The 14,817-nt window shown below is 71.0% G+C and carries 15 protein-coding genes; 9 read left to right on the top strand and 6 right to left on the bottom strand.

The features are described from left to right. Positions 1-100 precede the first annotated feature (100 nt). Positions 101-862 carry a phosphoglyceromutase gene (locus tag ABUW04_RS27170; protein WP_380566918.1) on the top strand — a complete coding sequence of 254 codons (762 nt, stop codon included), beginning with the start codon at positions 101-103 and terminating at the stop codon, positions 860-862. A gap of 117 nt (positions 863-979) precedes the next feature. Here the strand turns inward: ABUW04_RS27170 and ABUW04_RS27165 are convergent, their stop codons facing one another. Both ABUW04_RS27165 and phoU read right to left on the bottom strand, forming a co-directional pair. Continuing rightward, positions 980-1,156: a hypothetical protein gene (locus tag ABUW04_RS27165; protein ID WP_157623802.1), complete on the bottom strand. Its 177-nt coding sequence runs from the start codon at positions 1,154-1,156 to the stop codon at positions 980-982. A 132-nt stretch (positions 1,157-1,288) separates the two neighbouring features. Further along, positions 1,289-1,951, bottom strand: a complete 663-nt coding sequence (phoU, locus tag ABUW04_RS27160) for a phosphate signaling complex protein PhoU (protein ID WP_380566917.1) — start codon at positions 1,949-1,951, stop codon at positions 1,289-1,291. A 207-nt stretch (positions 1,952-2,158) separates the two neighbouring features. Here phoU and ABUW04_RS27155 point away from each other — a divergent pair, with 207 nt between their 5' ends. Next, positions 2,159-3,502: a sensor histidine kinase gene (locus tag ABUW04_RS27155; RefSeq protein ID WP_380566916.1), complete on the top strand. Its 1,344-nt coding sequence runs from the start codon at positions 2,159-2,161 to the stop codon at positions 3,500-3,502. Beyond that, positions 3,499-4,185 (top strand): response regulator transcription factor, encoded by a 687-nt coding sequence (locus ABUW04_RS27150; RefSeq protein ID WP_030255711.1) that lies wholly within the window; start codon positions 3,499-3,501, stop codon positions 4,183-4,185. The genes ABUW04_RS27155 and ABUW04_RS27150 overlap by 4 nt, the downstream gene beginning before the upstream one ends. Positions 4,186-4,273: 88 nt before the next feature. On the opposite strand, the gene ABUW04_RS27145 is transcribed toward ABUW04_RS27150, so the two are convergent. Further along, positions 4,274-4,882: a DUF461 domain-containing protein gene (locus ABUW04_RS27145; protein WP_380566915.1), complete on the bottom strand. Its 609-nt coding sequence runs from the start codon at positions 4,880-4,882 to the stop codon at positions 4,274-4,276. 408 nt (positions 4,883-5,290) lie between these two features. On the opposite strand from ABUW04_RS27145, the gene ABUW04_RS27140 reads away from it, so the two are divergent. The 6 genes from ABUW04_RS27140 to ABUW04_RS27115 all read left to right on the top strand — a co-directional run bounded on the left by ABUW04_RS27140 (position 5,291) and on the right by ABUW04_RS27115 (position 11,759). After that, positions 5,291-5,773: a CarD family transcriptional regulator gene (locus tag ABUW04_RS27140; RefSeq protein WP_030255707.1), complete on the top strand. Its 483-nt coding sequence runs from the start codon at positions 5,291-5,293 to the stop codon at positions 5,771-5,773. Positions 5,774-6,034: 261 nt separating this feature from the next. Further along, positions 6,035-6,802 (top strand): 2-C-methyl-D-erythritol 4-phosphate cytidylyltransferase, encoded by a 768-nt coding sequence (ispD, locus tag ABUW04_RS27135; protein WP_232242192.1) that lies wholly within the window; start codon positions 6,035-6,037, stop codon positions 6,800-6,802. Then, entirely contained in the window at positions 6,792-7,289 is a 498-nt protein-coding gene (gene ispF / locus ABUW04_RS27130; protein ID WP_030255703.1) for a 2-C-methyl-D-erythritol 2,4-cyclodiphosphate synthase, read from the top strand. The genes ispD and ispF overlap by 11 nt, the downstream gene beginning before the upstream one ends. A gap of 188 nt (positions 7,290-7,477) precedes the next feature. Beyond that, on the top strand, positions 7,478-8,866 hold the full coding sequence (gene cysS, locus ABUW04_RS27125; protein WP_030255702.1) for a cysteine--tRNA ligase: 1,389 nt from the start codon (positions 7,478-7,480) through the stop codon (positions 8,864-8,866). A gap of 69 nt (positions 8,867-8,935) precedes the next feature. Continuing rightward, positions 8,936-9,904: a 23S rRNA (guanosine(2251)-2'-O)-methyltransferase RlmB gene (gene rlmB, locus ABUW04_RS27120; RefSeq protein WP_380566914.1), complete on the top strand. Its 969-nt coding sequence runs from the start codon at positions 8,936-8,938 to the stop codon at positions 9,902-9,904. 151 nt (positions 9,905-10,055) lie between these two features. Continuing rightward, on the top strand, positions 10,056-11,759 hold the full coding sequence (locus ABUW04_RS27115; protein ID WP_380566913.1) for a DoxX family protein: 1,704 nt from the start codon (positions 10,056-10,058) through the stop codon (positions 11,757-11,759). Positions 11,760-11,876: 117 nt separating this feature from the next. On the opposite strand, the gene ABUW04_RS27110 is transcribed toward ABUW04_RS27115, so the two are convergent. From ABUW04_RS27110 to ABUW04_RS27100, 3 genes are all read right to left on the bottom strand, one after another. Continuing rightward, a complete protein-coding gene (locus ABUW04_RS27110) occupies positions 11,877-12,641 on the bottom strand; it encodes a nucleotidyltransferase family protein (RefSeq protein ID WP_380566912.1) in 765 nt (254 codons plus the stop codon). Positions 12,642-12,770: 129 nt separating this feature from the next. Continuing rightward, positions 12,771-13,211: a hypothetical protein gene (locus tag ABUW04_RS27105; protein WP_030255694.1), complete on the bottom strand. Its 441-nt coding sequence runs from the start codon at positions 13,209-13,211 to the stop codon at positions 12,771-12,773. Between the two features lie 149 nt (positions 13,212-13,360). Beyond that, the gene (locus tag ABUW04_RS27100) at positions 13,361-14,473 is read right to left on the bottom strand and encodes an ABC transporter ATP-binding protein (RefSeq protein WP_030255692.1); all 1,113 of its coding nucleotides are present in this window, start codon (positions 14,471-14,473) and stop codon (positions 13,361-13,363) included. Positions 14,474-14,817 lie beyond the last annotated feature (344 nt).

Genomic DNA, 14,817 nt, shown 5'->3' with positions numbered 1-14,817 from the left:
AAGTAAGTGTCACATAAGCGCTTCGGAGATTACCCACCGGACCGCCCGGGGCGCCACCCGTTAAGTGAAAGACGCAGCGTGCTCGACTAGGCTTCTGGCCATGGCTGAAGCTCCCTACCGTCTTGTCCTGCTCCGCCACGGCGAGAGCCAGTGGAACGAGAAGAACCTCTTCACCGGCTGGGTCGATGTCGACCTGAACGAGAAGGGCGAGAAGGAGGCCGTACGCGGTGGCGAGCTCCTCGCCGCCGAGGGTCTCCTCCCCGACGTTCTGCACACCTCACTGCTGCGCCGAGCGATCCGCACCGCCCAGATCGCCCTCGACCGGGCCGACCGCCACTGGATCCCGGTGCGTCGCTCCTGGCGCCTGAACGAGCGTCACTACGGTGCGCTCCAGGGCAAGGACAAGGCCCAGACCCTGGCCGAGTTCGGCGAGGAGCAGTTCATGCTCTGGCGCCGCTCGTACGACACCCCGCCGCCCGTACTCGCCGCCGACGCCGAGTACTCGCAGGCGGACGACCCCCGCTACGCACTGATCCCCGCCGACGTCCGGCCGCAGACCGAATGCCTCAAGGACGTCGTCGAGCGGATGCTGCCCTACTGGTACGACTCGATCGTCCCGGACCTCGCGGACGGCCGCACCGTCCTGGTCACCGCGCACGGCAACTCCCTGCGCGCCCTCTTGAAGCACCTCGACGGCATCTCCGACGCGGACATCGCCGCCCTCAACATCCCCACCGGAATCCCGCTCCTGTACGAGCTGGACGCCGACTACCAGCCGCTCACCAAGGGCGGCCGCTACCTGGACCCGGAGGCGGCCGCCGTCGCCGCCCAGGCCGTGGCCAACCAGGGCAAGAAGAAGTAGGCCCGAGCACCGAACGCAAAGCAGAGGACCCCGACCGACGGCACACCACCGTCGGTCGGGGTCCTCTCGTCTGCGGTGGCCGGCGGCCGGCGACCGGCGGCCGTCAGCAGCGGCGCGTCAGTGGCAGCAACCGCCGCCGCACTGGCAGGTGCCGCCGGACTGGCAGCCGCAGCCGCAACCCGAGCCGCAGCCGCAGGCGGCCACCAGTGGCAGCGGGATGCGGAGCGTCTGCTCGGGGCCGGGTTCGGTGGGATCAGCCCTGATCGGGGCGGGCGGGGTCGGGGACTGAGTCATCGGTGGTGGACCTCCTTCAGGCGGTCATGCCTACGACTCAGTGAAGCCCCCCGCCTACGCAGCGTCAACGGGCGTACGGGATCATCCCGTACGCCCGCCCGCGCGCCCCCGCTGCCAAGGGCTGTCGTGCGGCTAGGCCTCGGGCACGAACTCGTCGGCGTGCTCGCCGGTCACCAGGAACACCACGCGCTTGGCGACCGACACCGCGTGGTCCGCGAAGCGCTCGTAGTAGCGCCCGCACAGGGTCACGTCCACGGCCGTCTCGATGCCGTGCCGCCAGCGGTCGTCCAGCAGGTGCGAGAACAGCTGGCGGTGCAGCTCGTCCATCGCGTCGTCGTCCCGCTCCAGCTCCAGCGCCGCGTCCACGTCCTTGGACGCGATCACCTGGCCGGCCTTGGCGACCAGGCGCTGGGCCAGCTGACCCATCTCCAGGACGATGGGGTGCAGGTCGGCGGGGACCGCCGACTCGGGGTAGCGCAGCCGGGCCAGCTTGGCCACGTGCCGGGCCAGGTCGCCGGCCCGCTCCAGGTCCGCGCTCATCCGCAGCGAGGTGACCACGATGCGCAGGTCGGTGGCGACCGGCTGCTGGCGGGCCAGCAGGTCGATGGCCCGGTTCTCCAGCTCGTGGTGCAGTGCGTCGACCTTCTCGTCCGCGGCGATGACGCTCTCCGCCAGTGCGAGGTCGGCGTCGAGCAGCGCCGTGGTCGCCCGGCCCATGGCGGACCCCACCAGACGGGCCATCTCGACCAGGCCGTCGCCGATCGAATCGAGTTCCTCGTGGTAAGCGTCGCGCATCGGTCCTGTCCTCCTGCTTGTCCCAGCTGTCTGTACCAGGGCTGTCCGTGTTAGGGGCGTGCGAGTCAACCATGCGCCGTTCGGACGTACCGCTTGCTCAGTGCGAGTGAACCACTTGCGACGCCAAGGTGAATTCTCGGCGACCTGGGGCTGATGCCCTTATCCAGGGGTTACAGCAGGTCACCACCATGCGCTTACGCTGAACGCATGGACGTGACCGTGGCTGAAGCCGCAGCGAGCGCGCTAGCCGGGCTCGGAGTCGGCCTCACCGCCGCGCTGTCCTTCCGCTGGAGCGAGAAGGATCGCAAGAAGAGTGCCAAACGGGTGGAGCAGCAGCCCGAGCCCGAGCTGCCGCCCGGTGTCGACACCGTGCTGTCGGTGCTGCGCTCCTGCGCGGTGGTGCTCGACGACAGCGATCAGGTGATCAAGGCCAGCTCGGCCGCGTACGCCCTCGGACTGGTCCGGGGCGGTGCCATCGCGGTGAACGAGATGCTCGCCATGGCCCGGCTGACCCGGCGCGACGGCGAGATACGGCAGGCCGACCTGGACATCCCCCGGGGCGGCGGCAAGCAGACCGGTGACGCCCTGGCCGTCTCGGTCCGGGTCGCCCCGCTCGGTTCCCGGCTGGTCCTGGTCCTGGTCGAGGACCTGACCGAGGCCCGCCGGATCGAGGCGGTCCGACGCGACTTCGTGGCCAATGTGTCGCACGAGCTGAAGACCCCGGTGGGCGCCCTGTCCCTGCTCTCCGAGGCCGTCCAGGACGCCAGCGACGACCCCGAGGCGGTCCGCCGCTTCGCCGGCCGGATGCTGATCGAGGCCACCCGGCTCACCAGCCTGGTCCAGGAGATCATCGAACTCTCCCGGGTCCAGGACGACGACCGGCTGGTCGACGCCGAGCCGGTAGCCGTGGACGAGCTGGTCGCCGAGGCGATGGACCGCTGTCGGCACCAGGCCGCGGCCAAGCAGATCACCATGGCGGCCGGCGGGATCGCCGGCCTCTATCTGCACGGCAACCGCGGCCAGCTGGCGGCGGCGCTGGGCAACCTGGTCGAGAACGCCGTCAACTACAGTCCGGTACGGACCCGGGTCGCCATCGCCGCCCGCAAGGTCCCCGGCTCCAGGGTCGACACGGTCGAGATATCGGTCACCGACCAGGGCACCGGGATCTCCGAGAAGGACCGCGAGCGGATCTTCGAGCGCTTCTACCGGGTCGACCCGGCCCGGTCCCGGGCCACCGGCGGCACCGGCCTCGGCCTGTCCATCGTGAAACACGTCGCCGCCTCCCACGGCGGCACGGTCTCGGTGTGGAGCGTCGAGGGCCAGGGCTCCACCTTCACCCTGCGCCTCCCCACCACCACCCCCGCCGGCACGGCGACCACCGCCGGCACCGACGCCGCACCAACCGCCGAGACCGACATCGAGACCGACATCGAGTCCGACAGCGAGATCGGTATCGACAGCGACGTCGACGGCCGCACCGAAGCCGAGCCCGAGCCCGTGACCGAACACCCCCTGCCTGTCCACCACCCTGCCCCGGAGGTCCAGTCGTGACCCGTGTGCTTGTCGTAGAGGACGAGGAGTCCTTCAGCGATGCCCTGTCCTACATGCTCCGCAAGGAGGGTTTCGAGGTGGCCATCGCCGCCACCGGCCCCGACGCACTGGACCAGTTCGAACGCAACGGCGCCGACCTGGTCCTGCTGGACCTGATGCTGCCCGGACTGCCCGGCACCGAGGTCTGCCGCCAGCTGCGGGCCAAGTCCAGCGTCCCCGTGATCATGGTCACGGCCAAGGACAGCGAGATCGACAAGGTGGTCGGCCTGGAGATAGGGGCTGACGACTACGTCACCAAGCCCTACTCCACCCGCGAGCTGGTCGCCCGCATCCGCGCGGTGCTCCGCCGCCGCGGCGAGCCGGAGACCACCGTCGGCGGCCCCGGCGCGCTGGAGGCGGGACCGGTCCGGATGGACGTGGACCGGCACGTGGTGACCGTCGACGGCGCCAAGGTCGACCTGCCGCTGAAGGAGTTCGACCTGCTGGAGATGCTGCTGCGCAACGCCGGTCGGGTGCTCACCCGGATGCAGTTGATAGACCGCGTCTGGGGTGCGGACTATGTCGGTGACACCAAGACCCTCGACGTGCACGTGAAGCGCCTGCGGGCAAAGATCGAGCCTGACCCGGGGGCCCCGCGCTACCTGGTCACGGTCCGCGGCCTCGGCTACAAGTTCGAGCCGTAAGCCGCCGGAACCCGGCCCACCCACCTCATGGCTGTGCCCCGGACGGATGAAGCGTCCGGGGCACAGCCATGTCGTCTGCCGTCCGGCCTCAGGGGGTCGAGGTCGCCGAAGCCGAGGCGGAGGCGGAGGCCGAGGCACTGGCCGAGGCGCTCGCCTTGCCCGTCGCCGGGGTGGTGGCGGGAGTGCTGGCGGCCACCGTGGGGGCGACGGTCGGCGCGTACGAGGTGTACTCGCCGGTGCCCGCGTTCACCAGGGCCTGCACGGTGACCGACCCGGCGTTGGCGAAGGTGAAGGTGATCGTGGCGTTCTGCCCCGGCTTCTCGTTGAGCGTCGGGACGGTCGCCGCCACCTGGTCCGGGCCGCTCAGCAGCAGCGAGCCGCCGGCCGGGACGGTCGCCGCCCCGCTCAGGGTCGCCTGGGTGCTGCCGTCGACGGTGACCCCGGTCAGGGTGTCGTCGGCGGACCCGTTGTTGGCGATGTTGACGGTGACGTTGGCAGGCGCGTTGCCGGCGGCGTCGGTGACCACCACGATGCCGTTGAGCTTCAGGGCCGAGTCGCCCTTGACGATGGAGGTGGCGGCGCTGTCGGGCTTCACCTGCAGGGTCGCCGCGTTGGACCCCGCGGAGCAGGCGGCGAGGATGGGAGCGGTCGCGAGGATGACGGCGGCGACTGCGCCGCGACGAAGACTGCGGCTCACGGCGGTGACTTCTCCTTGGACGTGCTGGGTCCTGGCAGGACGGCTGTCTGTGGGAGACCGCCGCGATCAGATTACCGAGCCTCTTTATCCGCTCCACACGGGGTGGCCCCGTGTCGCGTCCCCGTCCCGAACGCCACACCCGCCCCGGACATCTGCGAAAGCCGTTCAGTCGAAGATCAGATAACGTTTCGATTACGTCTTCCGCGTAAGATCAATAGCGGGTCGGCGAGGTGTGACCGGTTCGTGCGCAAGCGCTCCGACCTGCGGGAAGCTCTCCTCGAACTGGGGTCGCAGCACGCGGCAGGGGTGGTTGTCAAGCCCTGAGACTGGCTCTGACCTGCGAAAACACCCTTCGGATATGGCTGCAACCGTGTTATTCTGGAAAGCCACGGAAGGGGTACCTGTCACATGACGTTCAAGGTTGGCGACACCGTGGTCTACCCCCATCACGGGGCCGCGCTGATCGAGGCAATCGAAATTCGCCAGATCAAGGGTGTGGACAAGACCTACCTGGTGCTGAAGGTGCAGCAGGGTGACCTGACGCTCCGCGTACCTGCGGAGAACGCAGAGTTCGTAGGCGTCCGCGACGTGGTCGGCCAGGATGGGTTGGACCGGGTCTTCGAGGTGCTGCGTGCACCGTACACCGAGGAGCCCACCAACTGGTCCCGCCGCTACAAGGCGAACCTGGAGAAGCTTGCTTCGGGTGACGTTATCAAGGTCGCGGAGGTTGTGCGCGACCTTTGGCGACGTGAGCGCGAGCGCGGGCTGTCCGCTGGTGAGAAGCGGATGCTGGCCAAGGCCAGGCAGATTCTGGTCAGTGAGCTGGCACTCGCTGAGAACACCAACGAGGACAAGGCCGAAACGCTGCTCGACGAGGTTCTCGCCTCCTGAGCCTGGTTGAGTCGCTGTTCGGCCGAACAGTCCCTCGTGCACAGCTGTAGTGGTGCATGCAGTGTGAATCAGCGCCCGTCGTTGCCACGGCGGGCGCTGAGTCATGTCCACCGGGCGCCGGGCGATGGAACCTTGAGTGATGGAACCCCGCGCGCGGGCGGCCGGGCCGCGCCGGTACTGTGCCGTTCCGGGAGTGCTTGCCACCCCCGGTGCCGGGACGAGCAGGACGAGCTCCACGGAAGGCGCTCGGCCCAGCACGCCTTGGCCATACCCACTTCGCCGAAGGAACAAAACCTGAACGCCGCAGCAGTGGTCCCCGCCGCAGGTCGGGGCGAACGACTGGGCCCCGGTGCCCCCAAGGCCCTGCGAGAACTGGGTGGTGTGCCGCTCCTGGTGCACGCCGTCCGCGCGCTGGCGCGCTCCCGCGCGGTGACCCTGGTCGTGGTGGTCGCCCCCGTGGACGGCGTCGCCCAGGTCCGCCAACTGCTCGACGACTACGGCGTGGACGGGCACGACAGCGCCCGGATCGCGGTGGTGCCCGGCGGAGCCACCCGGCAGGAGTCGGTCCGGCTGGGCCTGGCCGTGATCCCCGAGGACGTCGACGTGGTGCTGGTGCACGACGCCGCCCGGCCGCTGGTGCCGGTGGACGTGGTGGACGCGGTCGCCCGCGCCGTCGCCGACGGCGCCGAGGCGGTGGTCCCGGCCGTCCCGCTGGCCGACACGGTCAAGCAGGTCCGGCCCACCGGTGTGCCCGGCCGTCCCGAACCGGTGGTGGCCACCCCGGACCGGTCCACCCTGCGCGCGGTGCAGACCCCGCAGGGGTTCCGCCGCGAGGTGCTGCTGCGGGTGCACGAGAAGGCGCTCAACGACGGGATCGAGGCCACCGACGACGCCGGCCTGGTCGAGCGCTACGCCGGCAGCGTGGTGGTGGTGCCCGGGCACGAGGAGGCGTTCAAGGTGACCAGGCCGCTGGACCTGGTGCTGGCCGAGGCGGTACTGGCGAGGCGGAGGGCGCTCGATGAGTTCTGAACCCGTGGTGAGGCTGCCCCGCACGGGGATCGGCACGGACGTGCACGCCTTCGAGGCCGGCCGCGAGCTCTGGGTGGCCGGGCTGCGCTGGGACGGCTACGAGCACGGCCTGGCCGGGCACTCCGACGGCGACGTCGCCGCCCACGCCGCCTGCGACGCGCTGTTCTCCGCGGCCGGGATCGGCGACCTGGGTGCGCACTTCGGCACCGACCGGCCCGAGTGGTCCGGCGCCTCCGGGGTACGGCTGCTGGCCGAGGCCGGACGGATCGTCAGGGCGGCCGGCTTCGAGATCGGCAATGTGGCGGTCCAGGTCGTCGGGGTGCGGCCGAAGGTCGGCAAGCGGCGCGAGGAGGCGCAGCAGGCGCTCTCCGCCGCGCTGGGCGCCCCCGTCTCGGTCTCCGGGACCACCACGGACGGGCTCGGCCTGACCGGGCGCGCCGAGGGGCTCGCGGCGCTGGCGACGGCCCTGGTGTACCCGGCGTCCTGAGGGGCCGTCACTCCTTCGGGGGCGGCATGGGAACGGCCGGGCGCAGGCTGAGACCGGCTCTCCGCATGGACGGACCGCACCCAGCAGCCCCGGGGACATCCGGTAAAAGCTACGGCGATGTGAACGGATCCGGGCCCTGTGCCCCGTTGGGGCCAGGGCACCCCGCTCTTCCCACTACGCTTGACGGTGTGAGTATTCGCCTGTACGACACCAGCGCCAGCCAGGTACGCGACTTCGTCCCGCTCGTGCCGGGCTGCGTCTCGATCTACCTGTGCGGTGCGACCGTGCAGGCCGCCCCGCACATCGGGCACATCCGCTCCGGGCTGAACTTCGACGTGATGCGTCGCTGGTTCGCGTACCGGGGCTACGACGTCACCTTCGTGCGGAACATCACCGACATCGACGACAAGATCATCGAGAAGTCGCGGCTCTCCGGGCTGCCCTGGTGGCAGATCGGCTACGCCAACGAGCGCGCCTTCAACGAGGGCTACGACGCGCTGGGCTGCCTGCCGCCGACCGGGGAGCCCCGGGCCACCGGGCACGTCCCGGAGATGATCGAGATGATGCGGACGCTGATCGGGAACGGCCACGCCTACGAGGCGGACGGCAACGTCTACTTCAGCGTCACCTCCTACCCGGACTACCTGTCGCTGTCGCACCAGGAACTGGACAACCTGCGCCAGCCATCGGGCGAGGGCGAGACCGGCAAGCGGGACCAGCGCGACTTCGCGCTGTGGAAGTCCGTCAAGCCCGGTGAGCCGAGCTGGGAGACACCGTGGGGGCGCGGCCGTCCGGGCTGGCACCTGGAGTGCTCGGCGATGGCGCACAAGTACCTGGGCGCCGCCTTCGACATCCACGGCGGCGGGCGCGACCTGATCTTCCCGCACCACGAGAACGAGATCGCGCAGTCCAAGGCGTTCGGCGACGACTTCGCCTCGTACTGGCTGCACAACGCCTGGGTGACGCTCAGCGGCGAGAAGATGAGCAAGTCGCTGGGGAACTCGGTGCTGGTCTCCGAGATGGTGCAGAAGTGGCGGCCGATCGTGCTGCGCTACTACCTGGGCACCCCGCACTACCGCTCCACCATCGAGTACAGCGAGGAGGCCCTGCGCGAGGCCGAGACCGCGTTCGCCCGGATCGAGAGCTTCGCGCAGCGGGTCGTCGAGCAGCACGGCGAGGTCACCGCGGCCGTGCACGTGCCCCCGGCGTTCGGCGAGGCGATGGACGACGACTTCGGCGTTCCGCAGGCGCTGGCCATCGTCCACACGGCCGTCCGGCAGGGCAATGCGGCGCTGGCGGCGGACGACAAGGAGAACGCGGTAGCGCGTCTGGCCGAGGTCCGTGCGATGCTCGGTGTGCTGGGTCTCGATCCGCTGGACGCCATGTGGGCCGGTCCGGCACAGGGCGAGGACCTGCACGGTGTGGTGGACGCGCTGGTCAAGCTGGTGCTGGAGCAGCGGCAGGCGGCGCGCGAGCGCAAGGACTACGCGACCTCCGACGCCATCAGGGACCGGCTCACCCAGGCCGGGCTCGCCATCGAGGACCGCGCCGACGGCTCGCGCTGGACGCTCGGCTGATCAAGCGTATGCAAGCACGCATACGGGTACGTACGCAGATTTTGTATTCATGGAAGCAGGACTGAACTGATGGCCGGCAACAGCCAGCGCAGGAACCGCCGCAACCCCGGCTCGAAGAAGGGCCCGTCGGTCGGAACCGGTGGCCACAGCCGGAAGGCACTGGAGGGGAAGGGCCCGACGCCCAAGGCGTCGGAGCGCAAGGGGCACAAGAAGAACCGGATGGCCAACGCCGCCGCCAAGCGCGCCACCACGGGCAACAAGTCCCGCGGCTCCGCCCGGCGCGGCGGCAAGGCGAGTTCCGAGCTGGTCTACGGCCGCAACTCGGTGGTCGAGGCGCTGCAGGGCGGGGTGCCGGCCTCGGCGCTCTACGTCCAGCAGTTCATCGACAACGACGAGCGGGTGCGCGAGGCGCTGACGCTGGCCAACGAGCGGGGCGTCCCGCTCATGGAGGCCCCGCGGATGCAGCTGGACAACCTCGCCGAGGGCCACAACCACCAGGGCCTCATCCTGCAGGTGCCGCCGTACGACTACGCGCACCCGGACGACCTGCTGGCGCGGGCCGCCGACAACCACGAGGACGCGCTGATCGTGGCCCTGGACGGGATCACCGACTCGCGGAACCTGGGCGCCATCGTCCGTTCCGTGGCGGCCTTCGACGGGCACGGCGTGGTCATCCCCGAGCGGCGGGCCGCCGGGATGACGGCCGGCGCCTGGAAGACCTCCTCCGGCGCGGCCGCCCGGGTCCCGGTGGCCCGGATGACCAACATGACCAGGACGCTGGAGGCATACCAGAAGGCCGGCTGCTTCGTGGTGGGCCTGGCGGCCGACGGCGAGGCCGAGCTGAGCGACCTCGAGGCGCTGACCGGCCCGGTGGTGATCGTGATCGGCTCGGAGGGCAAGGGCCTGTCCCGGCTGGTCTCGGAGACCTGCGACCTGACGGTGCGGATCCCGATGCCCGGCGCCGCCGAGTCGCTGAACGCGGGCGTCGCGGCCGGCATCGTGCTCTACGAGGCCGCCCGGCTGCGCAACAAGGGCTGATCGGACCGGACAAGGACGTTCGGACGCGTCGTCACCCTCGCTGTACCGCTCGTTCGGGCGTATGAGCGAGGGTTTCGGCGTGTCGCGGGGGATCGCCGGATCGGGTGACCCCCGGGGGTGTCCAAATGGCCTCTCGCTCGGTTAGTGAGATGTGGACACCAGAACACCTAACCGCCCTCAGGGGGGACGCGCCGAGGGGAGCGACGGTGGACCGGGGCTGTACGCGGTCAAGGTACCGACCGACCCGGCCCGGCTGAGCAGCACGACAGCGAGCTTCCGGGTGCGCCTCGGCGCCGCCGTGACCCCGCTGATCGATGCTCAGGTGGCCGCGCCCGCCTTCGCCGCGCCCCCCGTCGACTCCGGCTACTCCGGGATGAACCCCGACCAGACGCAGCCGATGCTGGTCCTGACCCCGCTGATGGAGGCGGGCGCCCTGGCGGGTGTGGCCGGAGCGGCCGGGACCGCGGGAGCGTCGGGCGTCGCCGGCGAGGCACGCCCGCGGCGCCCGCGCCGGGTCACCCCGATCACCTGGACCGGCGGGGCCGCCCCGCTGCTCGACGCCGTGCGGCAGGGCGGCGTCGGGCCGGACGCGGCCACCGGGGTGCTCCCGGTGCAGTCGTCCGCCTCGCCGGTCGAGACGCAGCTGATGCCGCAGTTCCCGGTCCCGCCGGAGGCCGAGGACGGCTACGGCCAGGGCCTGGGCCACGCCCCGGGCGGCGGTCTGGACGACGGGGTGACCTACGTCGGCGGGCGGCAGCCCTGGGGCTCCGGCCCCGAGTACCAGTTGGAGGCGCGGGAGTCGGGAGAACCGGTTCGCCACGCCTGGTACCCGGGCCGCCGCGTCGACCTGGGCCTGGTGCTGCTGCCGCTACGGATCTTCCTGGGCGGCATCTCCATCTACGCCGGGTTCAGCAAGGTCTCCGACCCCGTCTACTTCGACGGCGGGGTTCGCGGCTCGATGATGCACTGGCTGCAGTCGCTGCACCCCTGGCCGATGGCCCAGCCGCTGATGCAGTTCGCCCTGGCGCACCCGGTGGGAGCCGGGCTCGCGGTCGCCTTCATCCAGATCGTGGTGGGCGTGCTGTCCATCCTCGGGCTGTGGCAGCGGCTGGCGGCCGGTACGGCCATGCTGCTGTCGGCGGCGCTGCTGGTGACGGTGAGCTGGCGGACCGGCCCGGCCTACGACGCGCCGGACATCATCTTCCTGGCCGCCTGGAGCCCGCTGCTGCTGGCCGGCGCGCCGCTGTTCTCGCTGGACGGACGGCTGGCCATTGAGGCCTGGCACCGGCTCGGTGAGCGCACCCCGGTCGCGGTGCTGCGGCGGCGGGTGCTGCGCCGCGGCTTCGTGGTGGCGACCGTGGTGATCGGCTGCACCCTGCTGCTGGGCTCGGCGCTCGGCGCAGCGGTGCGCGACCACCGGATCGGGACCACCGTCGTCCCCTCGGAGTCCGGAGTGCCCACCGACTACCCGAGCCCGGTCTACCCGAGCACCGGCGCCCCGTCGGCGGGCGGGCAGGGGTCGGCGCACCCGTCCTCGGCCGCACCGTCCGCCTCGAACTCGCCGTCGGCCGCGGCGACGACGGCGGCCCCGTCGCACCGACCGACCCCGCGGCACAGCAGCAGCACCCACAGCGGCAGCTCGTCCAGCACGGGTACGGGGGGCAGCAGCCCGTCGTCCGGTGGCGTCAGCAGCACGCCGTCGCACCACCACAGCAGCTCGCCGACGCCGAAGAGCAGCAGCGGTGGCACCAACGGGGTGATCGGCGGCCTGCTGGGCACCAGCGCCCCCGCCCCGCTGCCGCTGCTGGGGATGCCGGGCAGCGGCGCGGGCACCGGCGGAGCGCCGGTGACCTGAGCGCCGGTCTCCCGACGCGCGAGCGGGGAACGGGGAACGGCCCCGGAACGACGTCGATGTCGTTCCGGGGCCGCTCTGCTGTCGGGTCTCCGGCCGGACAGGCCGGTGTGCTCTGGGCTACTGGGAGTCGCGGGCCGCGGCGAGCTCCTTGGCGGCCTCGGAGAGGTCCTTCGCGGTGTCGATGGCGCGCCAGTAGACGCCCTGGGGCAGCTCCCAGCCGGACAGGCGCCGCTCACGGGCCAGCCGGGGGAAGGTGCTGCGCTCGTGGTCGCCGAGGTCGGGCAGCATGCCGGTGAACGCGGCCGAGAAGACGTACACGCCGGCGTTGACCAGGTACGGCGACGGCGGGGCCTCGATGAAGTCGAGGACGTTGCCGAACTGGTCGGTGTCCACGGTGCCCCAGGGGAGCCGTGGACGGGCCAGGGAGAGGGTGGCGTGGGCGTCGCGCTCGGCGTGGAAGTCGGCCATGTCGCGGAGCCGGAAGCGGGTCCAGATGTCGCCGTTGGTGGCGTACCAGGGCTCGTCCTTGCGGGGGAGCGCGGTGGCGGCGAACTTCAGGCCGCCGCCGCGGCCGAGCGGCTCGGTCTCCACGACGGTGGAGACGTTGAGGGGGAGCGCTGCGGTCTTGAGCCAGTCCTGGAGGACCTCGGCCAGATGGCCGCAGGAGATGACGACATCGGTGACGCCCTCCTCCGCCAGCCACTGGAGCTGGTGGCCGACGATCGGAATCCCGGTGCCCGGGATCTCGATCATCGGCTTGGGACGGGTGTCGGTGTAGGGGCGAAGCCTGGATCCCTGTCCACCGGCCAGGATCACGGCCTGGGTCACCGGAGGGGACGAGAGCGGCGAGCGCTCCATGGAGGGGATGAGGTCAGCGGTCATGGGGAGAACCCTAGACGGAGCTGCGCCGCTCCCGTACCAGGGCCTGACGGCGGAGTGGGCACGGGAGCAGCTGGTGGTACGGGTGGAGCGGGCGCGGCGTGTGGTGCGCGTGGTGCGGGGGACCGGGGGTCAGCCCGCCGCGGAGAGGGTGCCGACGGCGAAGGAGCCGTCGCAGACGGGGCGCGCGAAGGACTGGGCGCGCTTCACGTCGCCCTGGTACTTGCGCACGGCGGCCTGCCCGAGGTCACGGGCGAGGTCGGTGCAGTAGCGGGTCAGCGACGGCTGCTGCTGCATGGCCTGCGCCAGCTGGTCCAGGGCGGCGCCCGGGTCCTGGGTGCGCAGGGTCTGCAGCAGGCGGGCCCGGAGCGCGTCCTGCGGGGTGGTCGCCTGCTGCCGCACCGCGTCGGAGCTGTTGCCGGAGGTACTGCTGGAGGCGGCCAGGACCTGCTGGTCGCCGGAGCCGGACGGAGCCCAGGGGACGCGGGTCACCGCAAGGGTGCCGGTCGTCACGAGGATGACGGGCAGGACGAAGGCGAGGGTCTTGCCGAGGCGGTTCGCTAGCTGCTTCACGACCAAGATGGTAGCGATGGGTGATGATTTGGCGACATTCGGTCACTCCAATGAGTGACGTCATTTTTGCAGCGGGCGCCGTCGGACCATCCGGACATGAAACGTCCCCGACGGCCGTGGTGGCCGTCGGGGAGGTTGTCGACTTGTCGTCAGTCGCTGAGGCGGGCGCCCGAGGAGGTGGAGAAGACGTGCGTCTCGCCGGCGCGCGGGACCACGTGCAGGACCTCGCCCTTCTGCGGGACGGCGCGGCCGCTCACGCGGACCACCAGGTCCTTGGACTCGTCGCCGACCTTGGCGGTGCCGTAGACGTAGCCGTCGGCGCCGAGCTCCTCGACGACGTTGACGGTGACGGCCAGGCCGGCGCCGCCCTTGGCGAGCGAGTCGCCCTCGCCGACCAGGTCCAGGTGCTCGGGGCGGACGCCGATGGTGACGGTGCGGTCGCCGGCGGAGGCGGCCTCGTCCACGGCGGCACGGGAGACCGGGATGACCGACTCGCCGAACTTGACGCCGCCGTCGGCCAGCGGGACCTCGACCAGGTTCATCGCGGGCGAGCCGATGAAGCCGGCCACGAACAGGTTGTTCGGGCGGTCGTACATGTTGCGGGGGGTGTCGACCTGCTGGAGCAGACCGTCCTTGAGCACCGCGACCCGGTCGCCCATGGTCATGGCCTCGACCTGGTCGTGGGTGACGTAGACGGTGGTGATGCCCAGGCGGCGCTGGAGCGAGGCGATCTGGGTGCGGGTCTGCACGCGGAGCTTGGCGTCCAGGTTGGACAGCGGCTCGTCCATGAGGAAGACCTGCGGCTCGCGGACGATCGCGCGGCCCATCGCGACACGCTGGCGCTGACCGCCGGAGAGCGCCTTCGGCTTGCGGTCGAGGTACTCGGTCAGGTCGAGGATCTTGCCGGCCTCCTCGACCTTCTTGCGGATCTCGGCCTTGTTGACGCCGGCGATCTTCAGGGCGAAGCCCATGTTGTCGGCGACGGTCATGTGCGGGTACAGCGCGTAGTTCTGGAACACCATGGCGATGTTCCGGTCCTTGGGGGGGAGGTGCGTGACGTCGCGGTCACCGATGCGGATGGAGCCGCCGTTCACGTCCTCCAGGCCCGCGAGCATCCGCAGGCTGGTCGACTTGCCGCAGCCGGAGGGGCCGACGAGGACGAGGAACTCGCCGTCGGCAATGTCCAGGTCCAGGGCGTCGACGGCAGGCTTGGTGCCGCCGGGGTAGATCCGGGTGGCCTTGTCGAAAGTCACCGTAGGCATGCTGCTGCTCTCCTTCACCGGCAGGAACGTGCCGGACGATCCGAGTAAAGGCGGATGGTGGTTCGCCCCTCCGCGTACCCGCCGTGCCGACCCGCCGGAGCGGCGCGGTGCGATGCGCTGATGAGGTCTAGTCCACCCGCGAAAGGTGAACTGCAGGTGACGCTACCTGCCAGGATGCGCCCCTGTCAGTACCTTCCGAGCACCCAAAACGACCACCTCTGCGCCTTACAACCTCTCAAATCACCCGAACCCGGACGCCCACCCCCGACAAAACAACGACCAACCCGACCACCCCGCCCGGTAGACTGCCCTCGGTCCTGCCGTGGCACGCCGCGGACAGGCAC

The sequence above is a fragment of the Streptacidiphilus jeojiensis genome, from assembly GCF_042510965.1.
GTDB classification, from domain to species: domain Bacteria; phylum Actinomycetota; class Actinomycetes; order Streptomycetales; family Streptomycetaceae; genus Streptacidiphilus; species Streptacidiphilus jeojiensis.
The sequence above is the reverse complement of the archived record's forward strand: the minus strand, read 5'-3'. Positions and strand labels throughout refer to the sequence as shown.